Genomic DNA, 18,280 nt, shown 5'->3' with positions numbered 1-18,280 from the left:
TGCGATTGCAGTGCTCTTTTTGCTGTGCGGTAATTCCGCTGATGGAGCAAGTCAGATTAGAACGCGAACTCAACGCGACCAAAGAGCGTGCTTGCCTTCTTGTCCGCCGTGATATCCTTGCCACGGAAGTACTCCGCCTTCGTCGTCACGTTCTTGAAGAGCATATAGGATGCGCCGACAGCCCAGCCCTTCTGATCACGCCCGAGGATGGTGTAGGTCGGTGCAAGTGCTGCATACTTGTTGAGGTGACGATAGGCAACATATGCCCCCCACGAACCCATATCAGACTTCTTTGCGCCCTTGTAGTCGAGCTGGACAGCTGCAGACTTGTGGTAGTAGTCAGCCTCCGTGTTCTGTGCGTATGCAGCCTTCAGTGCAACATTCTTGTCAAACTTATAGCTAGCACCAACCGCCCAGATGTTTGCATTATCCGTGCTCGTCTTGCTGTAGCGGGGAGCCTTTTTAGCATCACGGAAATAGGTGCTGTTCAGATGATGGTAGCCGACACCGCCCGTGAGTTTGCCCATCGCAGCAGTGAGCTCGATCCCCTGATAGTTTGCTGCAAAATCGAAATTCTTCATATCATGCCAGTTCGCAGCCTTTGTGTCACCATCGCCGAAATCCTTGACACGACCAGCCGTAACCGATGCCTTGACAACATTGCCGAACGTAACCTTTGCACCCGAGATACCGGTATCAAGAACCAGCCCGTCATCCGCGCCGGAGTAGAGATCCATCTTGCCAAGCTTGACATTCAGCTTGCCGTAGTTGCCATCAGCATAGGCACGCGCAAGCGTCATCGAGCTGCTGTCATCCTTGTTCATGTAGTACTCAGTATCAAGACGCGCGTTGACCTTCCAGTGATCGTTAACCTCTGCCGAGGGGAAGAGACGGAAGCGAACGCGATCCTTGTTCTTCTTTGCTGCATCTTCCTTACGATTGCTGAAGTAGTCATAGCGGAGGTAGCCCGTGAACTTCACCATATCCGCATGCTTCTCGAGGTTCGAGACACGAACGCCGAGATTGTTGAGCTCATCGGCGAACTCAGCTGCGAGACGGTCGATGAGAGCCTTATCCGATACAGGAACGTTCTCCTTTGCCATCGCCTTTGCGACCATCTGCGCCATCTCGTAACGCGTGATGTTGCGGTCGCCGCGATACGTGCCGTCGCCGTAGCCCTCGACAACACCGTCCGCAGCAAGCTGCGTCACAGCATCGTATGCCCAGTGATCACGGGGCACATCCGAGAACGGATTCGCAGCGGCGAACGTCGTGGACGCAGCGCCGATGGTCATTGCTGCTGCCAGAGCAGCCACCATTGTCTTCTTCATAGTAATTCCTCCTTTGCGGGGTTCCCCGCAGTACATAAAATCTGACCCGCGCACAGGAGAACGGAGTATCCATGTTTCCTCGCGGCCGTCCTGTATACGGATTTACATTCGTCATTATAGCACAATGTCAATCGTTTGCAAAGTGTGAAATGCTTGTTGTAGTATCATTTTGAATGTATTTCCCAAATGAGATTCGTTCCCTTTCCATCAATTTCTCGTCCATCCGTACTGAGTAATATTCGACGTATAACGCAGACGATCAACGAAGTCCACATTCGTTGCTCCTGTGCGGAAGATCGGCACACGTTCCATTGCATAGACATTGCTGTTCCGATCAACGTTACCGTATTTAACCGTAAAACCGCCCTTATACCCAGCCTCCTTCGCAAGGGAGACAATGTGCAGATCATGCACGCCCGTCGGATATGCGATGAACTCGACGGGATGCCCGAGCTCTGCCTCTGCCTGTTGCTTCGACACAACCAGTTCCTCACGGATGCGCTCATCGGACAGCTCCGGCAGAGGCGCATGGGTCACGGTATGGGACTGCGCCGTAATACCGTGCTGCTCCATCTCACGCAGCTGATCCCATGTGAGATACCCCTTGCGCTTGCTGACAAAGCCGGTCACAATGAAGATGGTCGCCTTGAGATCGTATTTTTTGAGGATCGGATAGGCATTTGTATAGTTGTCAACATAGCCGTCATCGAACGTGATAAGTACAGGACGATCCGGAAGTCTCCCCTGCCCCTCCAGAAAGGCATAGAGTTCATCGAGCGTGATGCTGTGATAGCCATGATCGACAAGATACTTCATCTGCCAATCAAAGTCTTCCGGCTCAATCGCAAGCGAGATAAACATGGAGTTCACCATGTGATAGTTGAGCACAAGCACCTTTGCATCATCCTCGGCAGCAGGCAGAGGCGCAGGCGATGCCTCCTCACGCGAATGTCCAACGATCATCACAACACCGAGAAGGATGAACAGTACCGCGATCAATGTCCAGAACTGCCGCCCGCCGATCATCTTCTTCCAGTCCATTCCATCCCTCCCCTGCTGCACACATATCTTTGACGCACTTTATTGTACCCAGATATGAAAGGAAAATCAAGCACAGAAAAAGAGACTGTCCGCAGACAGTCTCTCGGCATCCAGCTTTGCTCAGTCTTTCGCCCAGACCTCCGCCATGAGATCCTCATAGACATCCTCAAGGTGCTTCACGATGATCCCGAGCAACGTTCGGATCATGACACCGTCGAACGTTTCGGCCACAGACGGAACGCAGACATCGAGATAGATGCTGCCGTCCTCGCGGAGATAGTACTTAAAGATTTTGTACTCTGCATTGAGTGCATTGAGGTAGTTCTTGATCCGATCGACATTCTTTACGTTGATGCCCGCTGCTACGTTTGTGCGGATGATTGTAAAGATGCTGTCGTCGATAAAGATCGCCATCGGCATAATCTGCCCCTTCGCCTCGATGCGCGAGTTGAAACGTGTCGTATGGTATTCATCATCAAAGGACTGCGGGTCGTCAAAGAAGCTGAGGTCATTTTCTTCTAAGAACGCCTTGAACTTCTCTACTTTCGTCATGCCTTCGGATACGGGTGTCTCTGTTGCCATTTCATTTCCTCCAGATACGGTGCTCTCAGCAGCCGCCTTCTTTCCTTCCTTTGCTCCGCCGATGCGCTCGCGCAGAGCCTCTTCCTCAGAGGGTTTCCTTGACTCTTTGGATACGTCTTTCTCCTCTGTCTCTTCGGTCTTCGCCATGTGTATAGCTCCTCCCTTTTCGTATGCGAACGGGTATCCTTCCGTTGCTAATATGGTACTATTTTACCATAAAATATTAAATTTGCAAGAAAAACCGCCGTCCCCTTGTACGGCGGTCTATAAAACTCTTATCTGTCAGAGCGTTCTCTTGCGCAGGATGTATGCGCGAACAAAAAGTGCTGTGAAGAGGATTGCGAAGCCAATGCCGGCCGGATAGGTAATGTTGGTCGGGAGCCCGAAGCCCTCGGGAGCCTGCAGGAGATATGTCGTCGTAACCGCCGACATAAAGATCGCCGGCACGAGCGCTACAACGTAGGCATACGAGCCTGGCTTATGCAGGTAGAGATACGCCGCCCCCATCCAGAGTGTAATCATCGCGAGGGTCTGATTTGCCCACGAGAAATAACGCCAGATAATCGAGAAATCCATCTGCGAGAGGACGAGACCGATGCCGAGCATCGGAACAGCAATGAGAAGGCGCTTCGGAGCCTCCTTCTGCGGGATGTTGAGCCAGTCTGCGAGCGTCAGACGTGCGGAGCGGAATGCCGTGTCACCGGAGGTAATCGGGCAGGCGATAACACCGAGCATCGCGAGAACCGCGCCGATACTCACGCCGCCAATGCCGACAACGCCCATAAAGCCGTTGCAGATCTCATAGACGACACCGCCGGGGCCTGCCTCCTTGAGTGCCGCGCCGAGCCCTGCCGTACCATCGTAGAACGTTGCGCCCGCTGCAGCCCAGCAGAGTGCGATGATTCCCTCGGCGACCATCGCGCCGTAGAAGACAGGGCGCCCCATGCGCTCATCATTGAGGCAGCGTGACATGATCGGCGACTGCGTCGCATGGAAACCAGAAACCGCGCCACACGCAACCGTGATGAAGAGGAGTGGCCAAATCGGCAGCTGTTTCGGATGCAGATTCTCAAGTGTCATCTCCGGCATGACGTGACCACCGACACCAAAGAGCATACCGCCCATGATACCAAGTGCCATGACAATGAGGCAGATACCAAAGAGCGGATAGAACCGCGCAATGATCTTGTCGATCGGCAACAGCGTCGCCATTGTGTAGTAGATGAAAATGATACCGAGCCACATGAGTACGTCCATACTTGTGAGCTTCGCGAGCAGCATCGCAGGTCCCGTCATAAAGACGACACCGACGAGGACGAGCAGAACAATTGAAAAGATACGCATGATCTGTAGCATGATATGCCCCAGATTCTTTCCGACAATCTCCGAGAGGCTCTTGCCGTCCTCACGAAACGAGATCATACCCGAAAGATAGTCGTGCACACCTCCGGCGAAGATGGTACCGAAAACAATCCAGAGATAGACGCTCGGGCCCCAGAGAGCCCCCGCAAGCGCACCGAAGATCGGGCCGAGACCTGCGATGTTCAACAGCTGGATGAGGAACACCTTCCACGTCGGCAGCGGGATGTAGTCCACTCCATCCTCGAGCCGAATCGCAGGCGCGACTTCCCCCGTACGCCCAAACGCCCGATCCACGATTGCACCATAGACCATGTAGCCGATGATGAGTGTGGCAAGCGCACCAAGAAATGTAACCATACGTTGTCACTTCTTTCTTTAGTACTTACTAAGATTACGTGCCAGACCATGCCGGCGCCCCTTCCCCGATCCTCCTTCCTAATATAATTTCAAAGAAGCTCTCCTAAAACAAGTCCCCAAAATAGCAAATCGGCTTCTTTGCGCTCATCATATCACAACTGCGCCCCCTTGTCTAATAGTTCCTTTGTGTTATAATGAGCAATGTGTTTGGGAAGCCTTATTTGTAGGCTTTCCGTATTTGGGGAGGTTTTCCTATGGGACTTGATATTCTGCTCTTTCTCATCCTCGGACTCTTTGTCGGCACGTTTGGAACGCTCGTCGGCATCGGCGGCGGCTTGATCTGCGTGCCGATCTTTATCTTCTTCCTGTCGGACGGCGGTGTCTATCCGTACTTTCACACGGCAGCACAGATCACGGGCACATCGCTCGTCATTGTGTTTGCAAACGCCCTCTCGGGGACGCTCGCCTACATTCGTCAGCAGCGCGTCTACTTCCCTGCCGCAGTACCGTTTGCGCTCGCGACGCTGCCGGGCGCATTTCTTGGATCGTACATCGTCGACGACTTCACGGGACCGATGCTCTACATCTCATATGGTTCATTCCTGCTTGTGATGGCACTGCTCATGTATTGGAACGCCACGCACAAGAAACATACGGATGTCCACACGCTCCCTGCAGGCTTCACATTCAACCGCTCGCTCGGCATCGGCTCGAGCGCAGGCGTCGGCTTCATCTCGAGCATCTTCGGCATCGGCGGCGGCGTGATCCATGTGCCGCTCATGGTCTACCTGCTCGGCTTCCCCGTACACATGGCGACGGCGACCTCGCATTTCGTCCTTGCCTGCTCGGCGGCGTTCGGTGTCGTCAGTCACGTCTGGCTCGGGCACGTCGTATGGACGCCCGCCATCTGCATCTCCATCGGTGCCGCCGTCGGCGCTCAGATCGGTGCTGCCATCTCGCAGAAGACGAAGTCCAAGGTCATCCTCGTCCTCCTCTCTCTCGCCATGTTCGCGCTTGGCGTTCGTCTCATCTGGATGAGCGGGATGCTGTAAAACAAACCGAACGTAAAAAGAATCGCCCCAACATGAGGCGATTCTTTTTTGGTTTCTTTGTGCTCCGATCAGAGCGGCTGGAAGCCGTGGCGTGCTCCCTCGGCGGACTCGATTGCCTGATGTGCGAGATCAATCGAAAGCCCAAGGGTACGCATGATCTTGTCGGGGTTATGGAAGCCCATGCCGTTCTCGGCGGCAACCCAATCCCAGTACCACTGTGCTTCGCGAATCTTCGCGCGTGCATCTTCAAGTGCTGCATCGGGCACGCCCGCATCCATCGCAGCCTTGACCGTGCGGTGTGCGCGTGCAACGGTCTGTCCCGCGATACGCTGGAGTTTGAACGTGTTGTCATGGATGGTCTTGACGCGTGCAACGAGGGTCTCCTCGCTCTCGTCATGACACTTCAGACAAGACTGCTGCGTGGTCTTCAGCGGGCTCGTCATCCAGTGCGAGGTGTACTTCTTGCCGCCGTCACGCATATAGGGCATGTGGCAGTCCACGCAGGTAACACCGGCATCGGCATGGACACTCGTCGCCCACGTCTCGAACTCCGGATGCTGCGCCTTGAGCATCATCGTCTTGGAGTCGGGGTGCATCCAGTCACCCTTGAATCCGCCTGCCTGTCCGGACTGATAGTACTGATACTCGGACTCGGCATCCAGACCGTTCTCGTATGGATGTGCGACACGACCATCCTCGGCGGTGAAGTAGTACTCTGTATGACACTGCGAGCACACATAGGCACGCATCTCGTTATGCGTCGCCGCATTTACGTCCACACCGCGCTTTGCCATCGACTCAATGAAGCCCTGCTGATATACGCGCAGCTCCATCGTCTCGGGATCGTGGCAGGTCGAGCAGCCGAACCACTCGTCCATCGTGATGGGAGCCGCAACTTCATCAAACGGCTTCGATGCATACGCCCATCCACCTTCTTTGAAGTACACATCATAAACATACGAACCCTTGCACTGTAGACAACTCCCCTTCTGTCCCGGAAGCCTCTTCGTATGCAGGAGATCGTAGCCCGCATACGTATGCCCGCGGTCATCGTCATACTGGATGGCGAACTTGTATCCCTTGAAGTTTTCCAGCATCTCGGGCTGGTGCTCCAGATGACTGTTGCCCTCCATGCTGCCGCCGTAGCCCGTGGGCGATGGAGATTCCTCATTATTTTTCATGAACGAGTTGTACTGGAGTGGATAGGCGTCCTTGTACGCCTCTTTGCCGATCTTGGCAGCAGTGTCGCCCTGGATCTGCACGCGTTTGATGCTGTCATCGTTCGGGTGCGCGCCGATGCGAACGGCGACAAATCCAAAGAACAGGGCACAGACGCCGGCAACACCCGCGATGATTTTCTTTCTGTTACTCAACTCTTATCCCCCCTTCTAAAGGATTGGAACCATGCGGCATACCACTGTGACACTTCGTACAGTTTGCATTTCCGTCCTTGCCCCTATCCAGACATACCGACCCCATAGTCGATGTATGGCAGCGCAGACAGTTGGCATTCACGATATCCCGTCCGTGATCGGAGATCTTGATATGTACGGGATAGTCGTTCAGCACCTGATGGAGCGTGTCATGCATGCCTGTTTTGCCCTTTTCAAAATAGTAAACGGCAATATTGTCGTGCGGCAGATGGCACTCCACGCAGGCGATGTCCGCATGTGTGGACATGGCATGTGTCTTTGCCTCGTGCTGCATGGCATGGCACATGCCGCAGAACTTCGGCGATGCCGATGCCTTGTCCATGAGCATACCGCCGCCGACGGCGAACAGTCCCACGAGAAATGCACCGATGATACAGCGCAGCGTATGCTCCTTTGCATACTGCTTCAAATTCATGTGTCCTTCCTCCCTTCTATGATTTCTCACTCAGACCGCTTTTCCGATCCACCTCCTTTGACGGGACTTACCACCTGTGTGGCTGCCAGGAGACCACCGACAGTCACAAGAACACAGGCGAGCCAAAGGATGGAGATGCCGGGCTTCGTACTGACCGAGGCAGGAACGGGAAGTGCCGCCTCCTCTGCCACAGAGGGCAGGATCTCGATCCGTATGTCGCGTTCATCCGCCGAGACACCCGTGAGACGAATGCGGAACTTGCCGTTCATCACTTCGATCGGCTGGGATGTCCCCCCCGTCTCCGTCGCAAGGATCGTGGGTGCGGCATCATCAACTTCCTCGCCGTCCGTCAGCGCAATCTGCGCCGTGACGAGGGTCTTGCCGCCGCCCTGCGGCTCAAACGCGATGGATTCGTAGCGATAGGCATAGTCCCCCTCATCCATGACAGTCTTGCCTCGATGGAGGATCAGCTCGGCACGCTCCGCCGAGGTCGGCGACGGTGCGATATAGAGATCGCCCACAAGGCTTCTTGCAATTGCAGGCTCACGTGCCGCATCCTCACCGTTTGCACGCAGCTTTGTCACTGCCTCGCACAGACTTCCGTCCACCTCATAGCGGTAGGACTTCTCACTGCCACTCTCGGCAAAGGACTGTCCACGATAGATGATCGTGTGTCCATAGACCTCCTGCGGCTCGTCAGGGATGAGTGTGACCGTCGTTGTCTGACTGCCCGACCCCGAGAGAATAAAGGCGAGCAGCGCAAGTCCCGTGCCAACGTGGGCGACCATCCCGCCCAGACCAATGCGTTGACGGCGAAATGCCTCAATGGCAGCAAGTGCGGCAAGGAGGGCAAAGGTGGAGAGCAGAACCGACGGAATATCCGTGACTCCGACCAGCCCCGCGAGAACGCCGCCGCCCACGGAGATCACGAAGATCCACACAGGCCGTGCGACGCGTCCACTGCCGTAGGGCAGAAGTACGCCGAGTGCCATGAGAAGCGCCAGCGGCACCGCAATCGGCAGCGAGGTACGCACATAGTAACTCGTATCGACCGCCGCACTCTCTCCGAGCAGCCCGGAGATGAGCGGCATGGACATTCCGAAGAATACGACAGCGACGATGAATACGATGAGAAGCATCCCGAGCAGGACGAGGAAGTCTCGGCTGCGGTGCTGCTCGTAGACCGCCCCCTTCGGCAGACGTTCAATCCGAACGGTCAGAACGCCGAGTCCGAAGAGCAGGACAGCCGCATTGGCAAGGGCGATGTAGAGACCGATGTCCGAGCCCGCAAAGGAATGAACGGAAAAATCACCGAGAATGCCGCTGCGCGTGAGGAATGTTCCATAGAGGACAAATGCGTAGGAGAAGATCGCCGCAAGATGGACGAGGTAGAATGCCCCGTGCCGCCCGCGCGCAACAGAGATCAGATGAAGCAGGACACAGGCGAGCAGCCACGGGACAAGCGAGGAGTTCTCCACGGGATCCCAGCCCCAGTAGCCGCCCCATCCGAGTACCTTGTACGCCCAGTATCCGCCGATGAAGATGCCAGCACCGAGGAATGCCCACGCGATGAGCGTCCAGCGGCGCATCGGAGCGAGGAAACTGCCGTCCATCGGTGCCTTTATCATGCTCTCAAGAGAGTAGACGAACGGAACTGCAAGCAGCGCATAGCCCACAAAGATGATCGGCGGATGCACCGCCATCCACGGATCCTGCAGCAGCGGATTCATTCCGTGCCCGTCCATGGCAACAGTCTCTGCAGGAGCAAAGGGGCTCTTAAAGAGGACGAGGAGGACGAGCATGGCGGTGAGTGCGTGGTAGATCGTGCGCCCCGTCGCTGTCATCCGCCCCTCGCGTGCAATCAGAACACCGACAACGGCGTGAATCACGAGCCAGAGGAGAAATGAGCCCTGCTGCCCCGCCCAGAATGCGGAGAGCTTGTAGAGCAGCGGCAGACTGATGGAGGAGTAACTGATAACGTAGGTGTAGCTGAAATCATCGTTCAGAATAATGACGAAGAGGAACGCCGCTGCACCAAGCGATGCGAGCCCTGCTAGGGCTGCACAGATCCGTCCTTCGGTTGTTTTTCCCTGCGTCTCACAGAACACTGCAGCAAGGGCAAAGAACAGAACCGCACCCAAGAATAACGTTCCGATCATACCTGAACCTTTCCTTTTTCCGCCTCATATTTCGACGGGCATTTGATGAGCAGCTTGTCCGCTGCGAACGCATCGCCCGTATATTTCCCAATCGCGACAACGTGGTACGCTTCATCAAAGTTATCGGGCTTTACACCCTTGTATCGGACGAGCATCGTCTCGCCCGTCTCCTCATCGGAGATGGAGAACACGAACATATTGTTCTCCATGTGCGGCTCGACAGTGTCGTCGGGCAGCCCCTTGACCTGCACATTCCGCTCGGAGGTACGCGCCTCTGCAACACTGACGTAGGGGGTCACGGAGTCCGCAAAGAAGTACCCCGCATATCCGATAAATCCAAGAATCAGTACGACGAAGAAGTATTTACGCATGACGATCCCCCCGTTTCATCAGCCAAACATACATAAGTGTCACATCGACAAGCGATAATATGAGCGTTCCGAGCATCACCGCATCCATATCGAGGCGCCCCGCCCCGTTGAGCACGGGCGACGGATGCAGCGAGAAAAACATGCGCGGCAGGATAAAGACAAGGAACGGAACCGCAATAAAGGAAAAGAGTGCGTAAACCGCCGACGACGAGGCGCGTGCACGCTCGTCCCGCATCGTCATACGGAGCGTCACATAGGCCCCATAGATGAGGAACAGAACAAAGATTGTCGTCTGCCGCGGATCCCAGTTCCAATACGCGCCCCATGTGAGCTTTGAGAAGATTGCCCCGCTCCCCGTGGCGAGAAGCGTGAAGACCAATCCGAGCACAGCAGACCGCGCACTTTTTGTATCATAGCGAAGATTACGTGTTTTCAAATAACGTGCGCCCCAGTAGGCGGCGCAGAAGAATGCGATGACCGAAACCCAAGCACATGGGATGTGGAAGAAAGCAATGCGAACATAGTCACCCAGCCCCTCAGCAGGAGGGACGACGAAGAACACGGCGTAGAGCACAGCCAATGTCAGAGCGGCAATCACCCCGGCAAGCATGAGACCCCCATCTCTAACTCTCAATCCAGAGAGAATCAAACAACATCGACGCACCCACGGTGAGTGCCATATCATAGATCAGCATACCACCCAAGAGCGCCGGCTCTCCCCCACCCGCCGACAGAGAGATCGCAGGCAAGAGAATCGGAAGCATGGACGGGAGCAGCAGGACAGGAACGAGGCCCCCGCGTACACTCGCATTTGCGGCGACCGCCGCGAGCAGCGTATCCGCCGCCGCCATGCCCCATAGCCCTAAAAACAATGTGCCGACGAAGCAGGCATTGAGGACAAGCGGTGCATCCATCAGAATGATAACGAGCGGAAGAACGAATGCGGAAAGTACGACAAGCGTAATGAAATGCGCCGCCATCTTGCCGAAGAGAACCGCCTGTGCCGGAACGTAGATCCACAGAAAGAGCAGCGTCCCCGCTGCAGCCTCCTCCGCAAAGAGCCGCTCGCCCTGCAATGTTGCCGCAAAGAAGATCACGATCCAGAGGAGTGCCGACGCAAGGCGGACATCCATCGTCCCCCACGCGAGCGACATACTCAGAAAGGCAATCACCGTCAGTGCGAACATCCCCATCGTCACATAGCCGGCGCGGAGACGGATGCCGTCGAGGAGTTCTTTACGGGCGACATTGAGTGTCGCTCGTAAGATCGAAGCACGCATCCGCCGCCTTCCTTTCCTCCGGTTCATTCGTCGCCCACAGGATGAGCCGCCCCCTCTTTGCCGCTGCGCGCGTTTCATTGAGGAGCAACGCACGTCCATGTTCGTCGAGGGCAAGGCCCGGTTCATCGAGCAGCCACACCTCGGCATCCACACCGAGAACGACGGCGAGCCGTACACGCTGGCGCATCCCTGTCGAGAGCTGCCCCGTCATGCGCGTCAGAACCTCTGCGGGCAGTCCAACACGCGCGAGCAGTTCCTGCAAATACGCCTCCTCACATGAAACCCCGCGTGCGGAGAGTAGGAATGCGAGATTCTCACGTACTGTGAGGCGCGTATAGAGCTCCATCTCCGGTGTCGCCATCGCGAGCAGTCTGCGATAGTCCGCGCCATGGATCGATATGCCGTCCAAAAAGGTCTCAACTGTCCCGGATGTCGGGAGCATGAGCCGTGCCGCGAGACGCAGAAGCGTCGACTTTCCGCTCCCGTTCGCCCCTGCGATGGCAGTCACACTGCCGCCATGAAAGGATTGCGTCAGTTGATGCAAGACTTCACGCCCTTCAAACATTTGACTGACATCGTTCAAACGAATTTCAACCATGAGCTATCCCTTCCATAACTTTTGTTTATTTTACCACGGGTATAAAAGAAAAATGAAATACATATTTTATATTAGTCTTTTCTATAGCTGTAAGCTATTTCAAAGTTGAATATTGTTCATGTCGACTGATAATTAGGCATGTAAGAAGCGATCGGAACTTCATCGTGAAATTCCGACCGCTTCTTCATTATTTTTTCAGCATATATAAAATTTATCACCGATCAGTGATGTTTGTCACAGTTAGTTTTGTATGACACCAAAAACAGCTGACATAGGAATCGTCTCCAAACGTGCATCAATCGCGGCAACTTCCTCAGACGTGAGTGCAATGTCCGCAGCCCCCACATTCTCTATGAGGCGTACGCGTTTGCGTGTCCCCGGAATCGCCACAATGTACGGCTTCTTACAGAGCATCCATGCGAGCGCAATCTGTCCGCATGTCGCCCCTCTCTCCTCTGCGATGTTTTGGAGAAGCGTAAGCAGCTGACCGTTTTCCTCCATGGCCGCCGCACTGAATTGAGGCATCCGCGCACGCATATCTCCGGCTGCAAACACAGAGTTTTTATCATACGCACCCGTAAGCACGCCGTTCGCAAACGGAGAGAACGCGACAAAGCCAATGTTCCGTTCCTCAAGCACAGGAAAGAGCGATTCATTTGCACGCGCCATCATGGAGTAGCGATTCTGCACTGCCGTGAGCGGACAGACAGCGTGTGCACGGCGAATGTCCTCCTCCGTCGCCTCAGAGATCCCCCAGTGACGAATCTTTCCTGTCTGCATGAGCTCTCCCATCACCCCCGCGACCTCCTCGACAGGGATCTGCGGGTCAACGCGGTGTTGATAGTAGAGATCGATATAGTCCGTGCCAAGTCTCCGCAGTGACGCGTCCACAGATGCATGGATGGTTTCGGGACGCGCATCGGGAACAATCGGACTTTTCCCCTGCTTCAACAGGCTCATGTCGAAGTGAATGCCGAACTTCGTCGCTAGGACAACCTTGTCGCGATAGGGCGCAAGTGCCGCCCCAACGAGTTTTTCATTGTCATGCGGATCATCGGGGGTTCCGTACACCTCCGCCGTATCGAAGAGCGTCACGCCCATATCCACGGCAGCGGCAATCAGTTCACGCATCGCCTTCTTGTCGGCTGGCACACCGTAGCTCTGACTCATGCCCATGCAGCCAAGCCCAACCGACGAAACGGTGAGATTTCCAAGTTTGCGGCAGTTCATAATCCGTCCTTTCCAAAGTATCTATGAAGCACACTGCATATGCGGCAAATCACATCTCACTCAGGATGATTCGTCCGCTCCCTGCGAGTTCATACCGTCCAAGCCCCGCCGGTAAAAAGACACTCTCACCTTTTCGGAGCGGCAGAACATTCTCCCCCGCAGAGAGCGTCACCGCTCCGTCGACCACCGTGAAGGACTGAAAGGATTCCTCCCCGACACGAAGCTGTGCCGGATCCTCGACAACAATCTCATATACCGTAAAATATGAACAGGAGGCGAGCTGGCGCACCTGCATTCCTGCGAACACATCCATCGGTCGCGCCATCGTAAAATGCTCCTGCGGCGGTGTGAGGCGTGTCACATCGACCGCCTTGTCGATGTGCAGTGCGCGGGGCAAGCCATCCGTTCCGACACGTCCATAGTCATAGATGCGATACGTTGTATTGGAACTCTGCTGAATCTCACAAATAACGATTCCCTTACCGATGGCATGGAGGGTTCCGGCAGGGATGAAGAACACATCCCCCTTTTTTACGGGAACACGGTTTACCACATCGAGCAGAGTGTCGTCTGCAATCCGCCGAGCAAACTCCTCCCGCGTGATCGGTGCGCGAAAACCGTAGAGAAGGCACGCCCCCTCCTCTGCATCGACAATGTACCACATCTCCGTCTTGCCATACTCGCCTTCGACGCGCATGGCATAGGCATCATCCGGATGCACCTGCACAGAGAGACTATCCTTCGCGTCGATCAGTTTGATCAGCAATGGAAAATAGGGAAAGTGCTCCGCACGGCGACCAAGAGCTTCCGGTGTGCCCTCCAACCACGCCGCAAGGGTCTGCCCCGCCGCCGAACCGTTTGCGATGATACACGGTCCGTCTCTGTGACACGAGAGTTCCCAGCTCTCCGCAATTGTCGGAAGCGTCGTCTCTTTCCCATACTCCTGCTTCAGCTTCGTCCCGCCCCAGATATAATCCTTAAGCACCGGCATCAGTTTCATCGGATAACGCATAGTTCCTCCCTACAGCGATGGATGATATTTCTTTTATAGATTATATCATGTCATATGGGTTTTCAAGTATTTTTGAACGAATGAATGCACAATAAAAATCCCCCGATCGGCAATATGTACACACACCGATCAGAGGATTTTTAGGGGCTCAAACTGTAACAGCAGCATCGAAACTTCCGCCGGAAATCCCTGCAGTAGTTCTTGTACCGCTCCCTCATACAGAATCATCGGTTCTTACAGTCATACGACAAACAGCGATACAAGAAGGCGCACTGCTTTCGCATAGTACAGGCAGAAAGATTGTCAATCGACAGGTAAAACAGCTCCCGTACTCCGAGCAATCCTTCGTCACCAGAACAAGCCGGCTCTGTTATGCTTTTCCGTATTGTTTTGCAATCTCTTCCTGCAAGGCACGAATTGCAGGGTCATCCAAGTAATTTTGGATTGTTATGATGCGCTTGCCCTGCACTGCCATTCCTACACGATCTGCCAATTTTTCATGAACAACGATGACATCTGCCTCCGGCGGAATCTTTTCGATAGCAAAATGCTCGACATGAAGGTCAAGTCCGGCTTTTGAGAGTGCTCGGCGCATCGTACTCGCACCCATCGCGCTGCTCCCCATGCCTGCATCGCACGCAAATGCGATAAACGAATACCTTGTATCTTTGGCAGTTGCACTTCCCATCGTCTTTTGCAGGAAATCCAGCCCCTCTGCCTTCATCTGAGCAGACTGAGCTGCCGATGCGCTAAGAACATCCTCATCCTCTTTATTGGACAGCTTAAGGATAACGCTGGTAATAAGGAAGCTGACAAGTGTCGCAACTGTAACGCCCGCAATCACACCGATAAAATTCCCCTTCGGCGTCAATGCAAGATACGCAAAGATAGATCCGGGGGAGGGTCCCGCGACCAATCCCGCATCAAAGAACTGGAACGTCATAATGCCGCAAGCTGCGCCACCGATCATGGCGAGAATCGTGATCGGCTTCATCAGCACATAGGGGAAGTACATCTCGTGAATACCGCCGAGAAAGTGGATGATGATCGCGCCCGGTGCTGTACTCTTCGACGCCCCCTTTCCAAAGACGGCATAGGCGAGAAGAAGTCCGAGCCCCGCACCAGGATTCGAGGCAAGCATGAAATAAATGGACTTGCCGCTCTCTGCGGCATGCTGCATACCGAGCGGATAGTACACCCCCTGATCGATGACGTTGTTAAGAAAGAGTACCTTTGCCGGCTCATTGACAAGCGACAGGAGCGGGAGAATCCCCGTGCTGACAAGGGCTTGAATCGCAGCACTGATGAGAGCGTTTGCCTCCTGTACCGCAGGACCAATGATGGTGTTGGACAAAAGGCACAGGACAAATCCGAGAATGCCGAGTGAGAAGTTGTTAATCAGCATTTCAAAGCCTGTCGGAATGTGCTTCTCCAAAACACCATCCACGCGCTTCACGACCCATGCACTAAGTGGCCCCATAATCATTGCGCCGAGGAACATCGGGATCTCAGCACCGACAATCAGACCAATCGTACCGATGGTACCTGCGATCCCGCCACGCACATCATAGATAAGTTTTCCTCCGGCATACGCCAACAGAAGTGGCAACAACATACTGACCATTGGTCCGACGAGAGTTGCAAACTTCTCATTCGGCATCCAACCGGTCGGAATAAACAATGCAGTGATGAAGCCCCATGCAATGAATGCCCCCATATTTGGAATCACCATTGCCGTCAGGAAGCCTCCGAACGCTTGGACCTTTGCCCGAAAATTGGATTTCATCTCCGATTCTCCTTTCATCTCACGTTTCTATTCCAGATTTGCGTGATACTGCCACAGCTCTTTTCCCACCATATGACGACGCTGTGCAATCAGACAGGCAACTGTATCCCCCCAGAGAAAAAGCGTCTGTTCAAACAGACTGGACATCGGCTGCTGTGAGCGGATCTCATCTGCGAGATACAGCTTTGTCTGCACAGGGATACGTACCATGAGATCGGTGATAGGCGCAAGCGGGCTGTTCGGATTCGAGCCAATGTGAATGATCGTTCCACCGAGCGACTTTGCTTTCTGCGCAATGCCGACGGGAATAATTGAGGAACCGCTGCCCGAACCGACGATGAGGACATCCTCCTCCGACATCGCAGGTTCGGTGATATCCCCTACGATGTGGATGTCAATGCCGAAGTGGCACATACGCTTTGCGAATGCCTCGAGCGACAGTTTCACACGACCGATGCCGACACAGAAAACCTTGCGCGCACCCGTAATGCGCTCGATGAATTCCTCCGTCTGCCGTTCTTCAATGCGGGAAAGCGCTGTACGGCATTCCTCCAAAACAAGAGCGGATGCTTCTGCATAATTCATCATTCTCTCCTCCCTCTGCTCACACAGACATGAGCAATTCTCTGAGTACACGGCAGTTCTCCGCATAACTGTATCCCTTGCGAAATACGCTCCCACTGCCCCCAACCAGCACATCCGCACCGGCTTTCACAAAGTCCGGAATCACATCGAACGATATTCTGCCATCAATCACAATACGTGCTTTGCTCTCATGCGCATCCAGTTTGCAGCGGCAGTCACGAATCTTCTCTGCCGCATAGGAAACGCGCTCCTCTCCCGCAGTACCGGCATAGCCCGGATTGATGAGCATGAGCAGAACGTAGTCCAATTCCGGCGCAATGTAGTCAAGAACATTGAGCGGTGTGGCTGGATTCAGTGCAACGCCTGCCTTGATTCCGGCGCCGCGAATAATTTGCAGCATCTTTTCGATATGACGCTCTGTCTCAACGTGAAAAACAATGCTCTCAACGCCGATGTCGATAAGCTCGTGAATGAAGAACTCATTCATCAGTGTCATGACGTGAACATCAAACGCCAACTTTGTACGTGGACGAAGCTGCCGAATGATATCCAACCCGATCGGCATACTTGGACTAAAATGAGGTTCGACAAAGTCCACATGAAGCGTAGTGATTCCAGCCTCCTCCAAGGTTCGTACCTCGCGCTCCAGATTACACAGGTCGGCGCAGATCAGCGATGGTGCTATGGTGATCTCTCTTTTTTTCAGCATCTTACATCTCCAATTTTAAGCAATTATATAATTGTCCTTTCTTGTTTTTACAGTTTATTCTATTTCGCTATTTTTGTCAATTAAAAAGTTGTTTTTTATTGTCTTTTATTTTATACTAGTTGTCGTTTCTGGGTTTTAGAAAAGAATGGTATCCTTTGAAAATATTTGCTACAATAGATGTAATGAATAACAGGAGGCATATATGGCACGTTTTTTAACAGAAGAACGACGCAATAAAATTGCAGAGAGCATTGTCACGAACGGCAGTATCAAGGTCAGTGATCTGATGGAGCAGTTCTCCGTATCCAAGGAAACAATACGAAAGGATCTGATCTATCTCGAACAGTTCGGCATCATCAAGAAAAGCCACGGCGGTGCACTCTCCGTATTGGAGCGTATGGAACGACCTCTGAAAGACCGTACAATGGAGGCGATGGAGCAAAAGCAGCTGATTGCTGAGTATGCGGCGACACTGATCGAGGACGATGCCGTTATCTTTATTGACTCCGGCAGCACAAATCTATGTTTGGCGAAGCTGCTGTACCTGCGAAAGAATTTAACCATTTTTACGAACTCCCTCAGTGTCGCAAATATGTTGGCAGAAAGCGAAAATCAAGTCCATATGTGTGGCGGTCTCCTAAGTGCGACAACAATGTCATTGGTTGGATTCGGCGCAACCTCATTTCTTGAAAAGGTTCACATGGACATTGCATTTCTCGGCTCGAGCGGCTTCCATGGACATAATGGTCCAACATCTATTGATTTCACAGATGCCGAGGTCAAAAAGACGGTCATCCGCAACACACGCACAAATATGGTTCTCGCCCACAGCGCGAAGGCTCGCTCGACAGCAGTTGTAGAGTACACCTCATGGAAGGATATTGACCTCCTAATTACGGATATGGGGCTGCGTGACAAAGAGGAACGAGCTCTTTCAAAGCGCGTCAAAATACATAAAGTCAACGAAGCATAGAGAA

General features: G+C 53.8%; 18 protein-coding genes. 2 read left to right on the top strand and 16 right to left on the bottom strand.

Annotated elements, in window-relative coordinates; genetic code table 11:
* Nucleotides 1–56: 56 nt before the first annotated feature.
* The 4 genes from HMPREF9334_RS00490 to HMPREF9334_RS00475 all read right to left on the bottom strand — a co-directional run bounded on the left by HMPREF9334_RS00490 (nt 57) and on the right by HMPREF9334_RS00475 (nt 4,673).
* Complete coding sequence (locus HMPREF9334_RS00490; RefSeq protein WP_006691546.1) at nt 57–1,331, bottom strand: porin; 1,275 nt, start codon at nt 1,329–1,331, stop codon at nt 57–59.
* A gap of 207 nt (nt 1,332–1,538) precedes the next feature.
* Nucleotides 1,539–2,372, bottom strand: coding sequence for a polysaccharide deacetylase family protein (locus HMPREF9334_RS00485; protein ID WP_006691545.1), 834 nt, complete (start codon nt 2,370–2,372; stop codon nt 1,539–1,541).
* Between the two features lie 120 nt (nt 2,373–2,492).
* A complete protein-coding gene (locus tag HMPREF9334_RS00480; RefSeq protein ID WP_006691544.1) occupies nt 2,493–3,101 on the bottom strand; it encodes a hypothetical protein in 609 nt (202 codons plus the stop codon).
* A 135-nt stretch (nt 3,102–3,236) separates the two neighbouring features.
* The gene (locus tag HMPREF9334_RS00475; RefSeq protein WP_006691543.1) at nt 3,237–4,673 is read right to left on the bottom strand and encodes a carbon starvation CstA family protein; all 1,437 of its coding nucleotides are present in this window, start codon (nt 4,671–4,673) and stop codon (nt 3,237–3,239) included.
* Nucleotides 4,674–4,927: 254 nt separating this feature from the next.
* Between HMPREF9334_RS00475 and HMPREF9334_RS00470 the strand changes: the two genes are divergently transcribed.
* Complete coding sequence (locus HMPREF9334_RS00470; protein WP_006691542.1) at nt 4,928–5,725, top strand: sulfite exporter TauE/SafE family protein; 798 nt, start codon at nt 4,928–4,930, stop codon at nt 5,723–5,725.
* A gap of 68 nt (nt 5,726–5,793) precedes the next feature.
* Here HMPREF9334_RS00470 and HMPREF9334_RS00465 read toward each other — a convergent pair whose 3' ends face one another.
* The 12 genes from HMPREF9334_RS00465 to HMPREF9334_RS00410 all read right to left on the bottom strand — a co-directional run bounded on the left by HMPREF9334_RS00465 (nt 5,794) and on the right by HMPREF9334_RS00410 (nt 17,303).
* Nucleotides 5,794–7,098, bottom strand: coding sequence for an ammonia-forming cytochrome c nitrite reductase subunit c552 (locus HMPREF9334_RS00465; RefSeq protein ID WP_006306817.1), 1,305 nt, complete (start codon nt 7,096–7,098; stop codon nt 5,794–5,796).
* Nucleotides 7,091–7,573, bottom strand: a complete 483-nt coding sequence (locus tag HMPREF9334_RS00460; protein WP_006691541.1) for a cytochrome c3 family protein — start codon at nt 7,571–7,573, stop codon at nt 7,091–7,093. The genes HMPREF9334_RS00465 and HMPREF9334_RS00460 overlap by 8 nt, the downstream gene beginning before the upstream one ends.
* A gap of 26 nt (nt 7,574–7,599) precedes the next feature.
* A complete protein-coding gene (ccsA, locus tag HMPREF9334_RS00455; RefSeq protein ID WP_006691540.1) occupies nt 7,600–9,732 on the bottom strand; it encodes a cytochrome c biogenesis protein CcsA in 2,133 nt (710 codons plus the stop codon).
* The gene (locus HMPREF9334_RS00450; protein ID WP_006691539.1) at nt 9,729–10,103 is read right to left on the bottom strand and encodes a cytochrome c maturation protein CcmE domain-containing protein; all 375 of its coding nucleotides are present in this window, start codon (nt 10,101–10,103) and stop codon (nt 9,729–9,731) included. Before HMPREF9334_RS00450 ends, ccsA (HMPREF9334_RS00455) begins: the two co-directional genes overlap by 4 nt.
* On the bottom strand, nt 10,096–10,713 hold the full coding sequence (gene ccsA, locus HMPREF9334_RS00445; RefSeq protein WP_006691538.1) for a cytochrome c biogenesis protein CcsA: 618 nt from the start codon (nt 10,711–10,713) through the stop codon (nt 10,096–10,098). The genes HMPREF9334_RS00450 and ccsA (HMPREF9334_RS00445) overlap by 8 nt, the downstream gene beginning before the upstream one ends.
* Before the next feature lie 13 nt (nt 10,714–10,726).
* Entirely contained in the window at nt 10,727–11,383 is a 657-nt protein-coding gene (locus HMPREF9334_RS00440) for a heme exporter protein CcmB (RefSeq protein WP_006691537.1), read from the bottom strand.
* Complete coding sequence (locus HMPREF9334_RS00435) at nt 11,340–11,981, bottom strand: ABC transporter ATP-binding protein (protein ID WP_006691536.1); 642 nt, start codon at nt 11,979–11,981, stop codon at nt 11,340–11,342. The genes HMPREF9334_RS00440 and HMPREF9334_RS00435 overlap by 44 nt, the downstream gene beginning before the upstream one ends.
* 240 nt (nt 11,982–12,221) lie before the next feature.
* Nucleotides 12,222–13,211 carry an aldo/keto reductase gene (locus HMPREF9334_RS00430; protein ID WP_006691535.1) on the bottom strand — a complete coding sequence of 330 codons (990 nt, stop codon included), beginning with the start codon at nt 13,209–13,211 and terminating at the stop codon, nt 12,222–12,224.
* Nucleotides 13,212–13,260: 49 nt separating this feature from the next.
* The gene (locus HMPREF9334_RS00425) at nt 13,261–14,223 is read right to left on the bottom strand and encodes a type I phosphomannose isomerase catalytic subunit (RefSeq protein WP_006691534.1); all 963 of its coding nucleotides are present in this window, start codon (nt 14,221–14,223) and stop codon (nt 13,261–13,263) included.
* A gap of 370 nt (nt 14,224–14,593) precedes the next feature.
* Nucleotides 14,594–16,009 (bottom strand): PTS mannitol transporter subunit IIBC, encoded by a 1,416-nt coding sequence (locus tag HMPREF9334_RS00420; RefSeq protein WP_006691533.1) that lies wholly within the window; start codon nt 16,007–16,009, stop codon nt 14,594–14,596.
* Between the two features lie 27 nt (nt 16,010–16,036).
* Nucleotides 16,037–16,594 carry a 6-phospho-3-hexuloisomerase gene (gene hxlB, locus HMPREF9334_RS00415; protein WP_039957188.1) on the bottom strand — a complete coding sequence of 186 codons (558 nt, stop codon included), beginning with the start codon at nt 16,592–16,594 and terminating at the stop codon, nt 16,037–16,039.
* A 19-nt stretch (nt 16,595–16,613) separates the two neighbouring features.
* Nucleotides 16,614–17,303 (bottom strand): ribulose-phosphate 3-epimerase, encoded by a 690-nt coding sequence (locus tag HMPREF9334_RS00410; RefSeq protein ID WP_006691531.1) that lies wholly within the window; start codon nt 17,301–17,303, stop codon nt 16,614–16,616.
* 202 nt (nt 17,304–17,505) lie between these two features.
* On the opposite strand from HMPREF9334_RS00410, the gene HMPREF9334_RS00405 reads away from it, so the two are divergent.
* Nucleotides 17,506–18,276 (top strand): DeoR/GlpR family DNA-binding transcription regulator, encoded by a 771-nt coding sequence (locus tag HMPREF9334_RS00405; RefSeq protein ID WP_006691530.1) that lies wholly within the window; start codon nt 17,506–17,508, stop codon nt 18,274–18,276.
* Nucleotides 18,277–18,280 lie beyond the last annotated feature (4 nt).

It is taken from the genome of Centipeda infelix ATCC 43532, assembly GCF_000234095.1.
Taxonomy (GTDB): Bacteria; Bacillota; Negativicutes; order Selenomonadales; family Selenomonadaceae; genus Centipeda; species Centipeda infelix.
This window is presented reverse-complemented; position numbering and strand designations above follow the sequence as displayed.

What these genes read in the sequence shown, in the direction of transcription:
- HMPREF9334_RS00485 (WP_006691545.1), bottom strand. Translation starts at nt 2,372, where the DNA reads ATGGACTGGAAGAAGATGATCGGCGGGCGGCAGTTCTGGACATTGATC.
- HMPREF9334_RS00405 (WP_006691530.1), top strand. Translation starts at nt 17,506, where the DNA reads ATGGCACGTTTTTTAACAGAAGAACGACGCAATAAAATTGCAGAGAGC.
- HMPREF9334_RS00475 (WP_006691543.1), bottom strand. Translation starts at nt 4,673, where the DNA reads ATGGTTACATTTCTTGGTGCGCTTGCCACACTCATCATCGGCTACATG.
- HMPREF9334_RS00410 (WP_006691531.1), bottom strand. Translation starts at nt 17,303, where the DNA reads ATGCTGAAAAAAAGAGAGATCACCATAGCACCATCGCTGATCTGCGCC.
- HMPREF9334_RS00450 (WP_006691539.1), bottom strand. Translation starts at nt 10,103, where the DNA reads ATGCGTAAATACTTCTTCGTCGTACTGATTCTTGGATTTATCGGATAT.
- HMPREF9334_RS00430 (WP_006691535.1), bottom strand. Translation starts at nt 13,211, where the DNA reads ATGAACTGCCGCAAACTTGGAAATCTCACCGTTTCGTCGGTTGGGCTT.
- HMPREF9334_RS00480 (WP_006691544.1), bottom strand. Translation starts at nt 3,101, where the DNA reads ATGGCGAAGACCGAAGAGACAGAGGAGAAAGACGTATCCAAAGAGTCA.
- hxlB (WP_039957188.1), bottom strand. Translation starts at nt 16,594, where the DNA reads ATGAATTATGCAGAAGCATCCGCTCTTGTTTTGGAGGAATGCCGTACA.
- HMPREF9334_RS00425 (WP_006691534.1), bottom strand. Translation starts at nt 14,223, where the DNA reads ATGCGTTATCCGATGAAACTGATGCCGGTGCTTAAGGATTATATCTGG.
- ccsA (WP_006691540.1), bottom strand. Translation starts at nt 9,732, where the DNA reads ATGATCGGAACGTTATTCTTGGGTGCGGTTCTGTTCTTTGCCCTTGCT.
- ccsA (WP_006691538.1), bottom strand. Translation starts at nt 10,713, where the DNA reads ATGCTTGCCGGGGTGATTGCCGCTCTGACATTGGCTGTGCTCTACGCC.
- HMPREF9334_RS00490 (WP_006691546.1), bottom strand. Translation starts at nt 1,331, where the DNA reads ATGAAGAAGACAATGGTGGCTGCTCTGGCAGCAGCAATGACCATCGGC.
- HMPREF9334_RS00435 (WP_006691536.1), bottom strand. Translation starts at nt 11,981, where the DNA reads ATGGTTGAAATTCGTTTGAACGATGTCAGTCAAATGTTTGAAGGGCGT.
- HMPREF9334_RS00440 (WP_006691537.1), bottom strand. Translation starts at nt 11,383, where the DNA reads ATGCGTGCTTCGATCTTACGAGCGACACTCAATGTCGCCCGTAAAGAA.
- HMPREF9334_RS00470 (WP_006691542.1), top strand. Translation starts at nt 4,928, where the DNA reads ATGGGACTTGATATTCTGCTCTTTCTCATCCTCGGACTCTTTGTCGGC.
- HMPREF9334_RS00420 (WP_006691533.1), bottom strand. Translation starts at nt 16,009, where the DNA reads ATGAAATCCAATTTTCGGGCAAAGGTCCAAGCGTTCGGAGGCTTCCTG.
- HMPREF9334_RS00460 (WP_006691541.1), bottom strand. Translation starts at nt 7,573, where the DNA reads ATGAATTTGAAGCAGTATGCAAAGGAGCATACGCTGCGCTGTATCATC.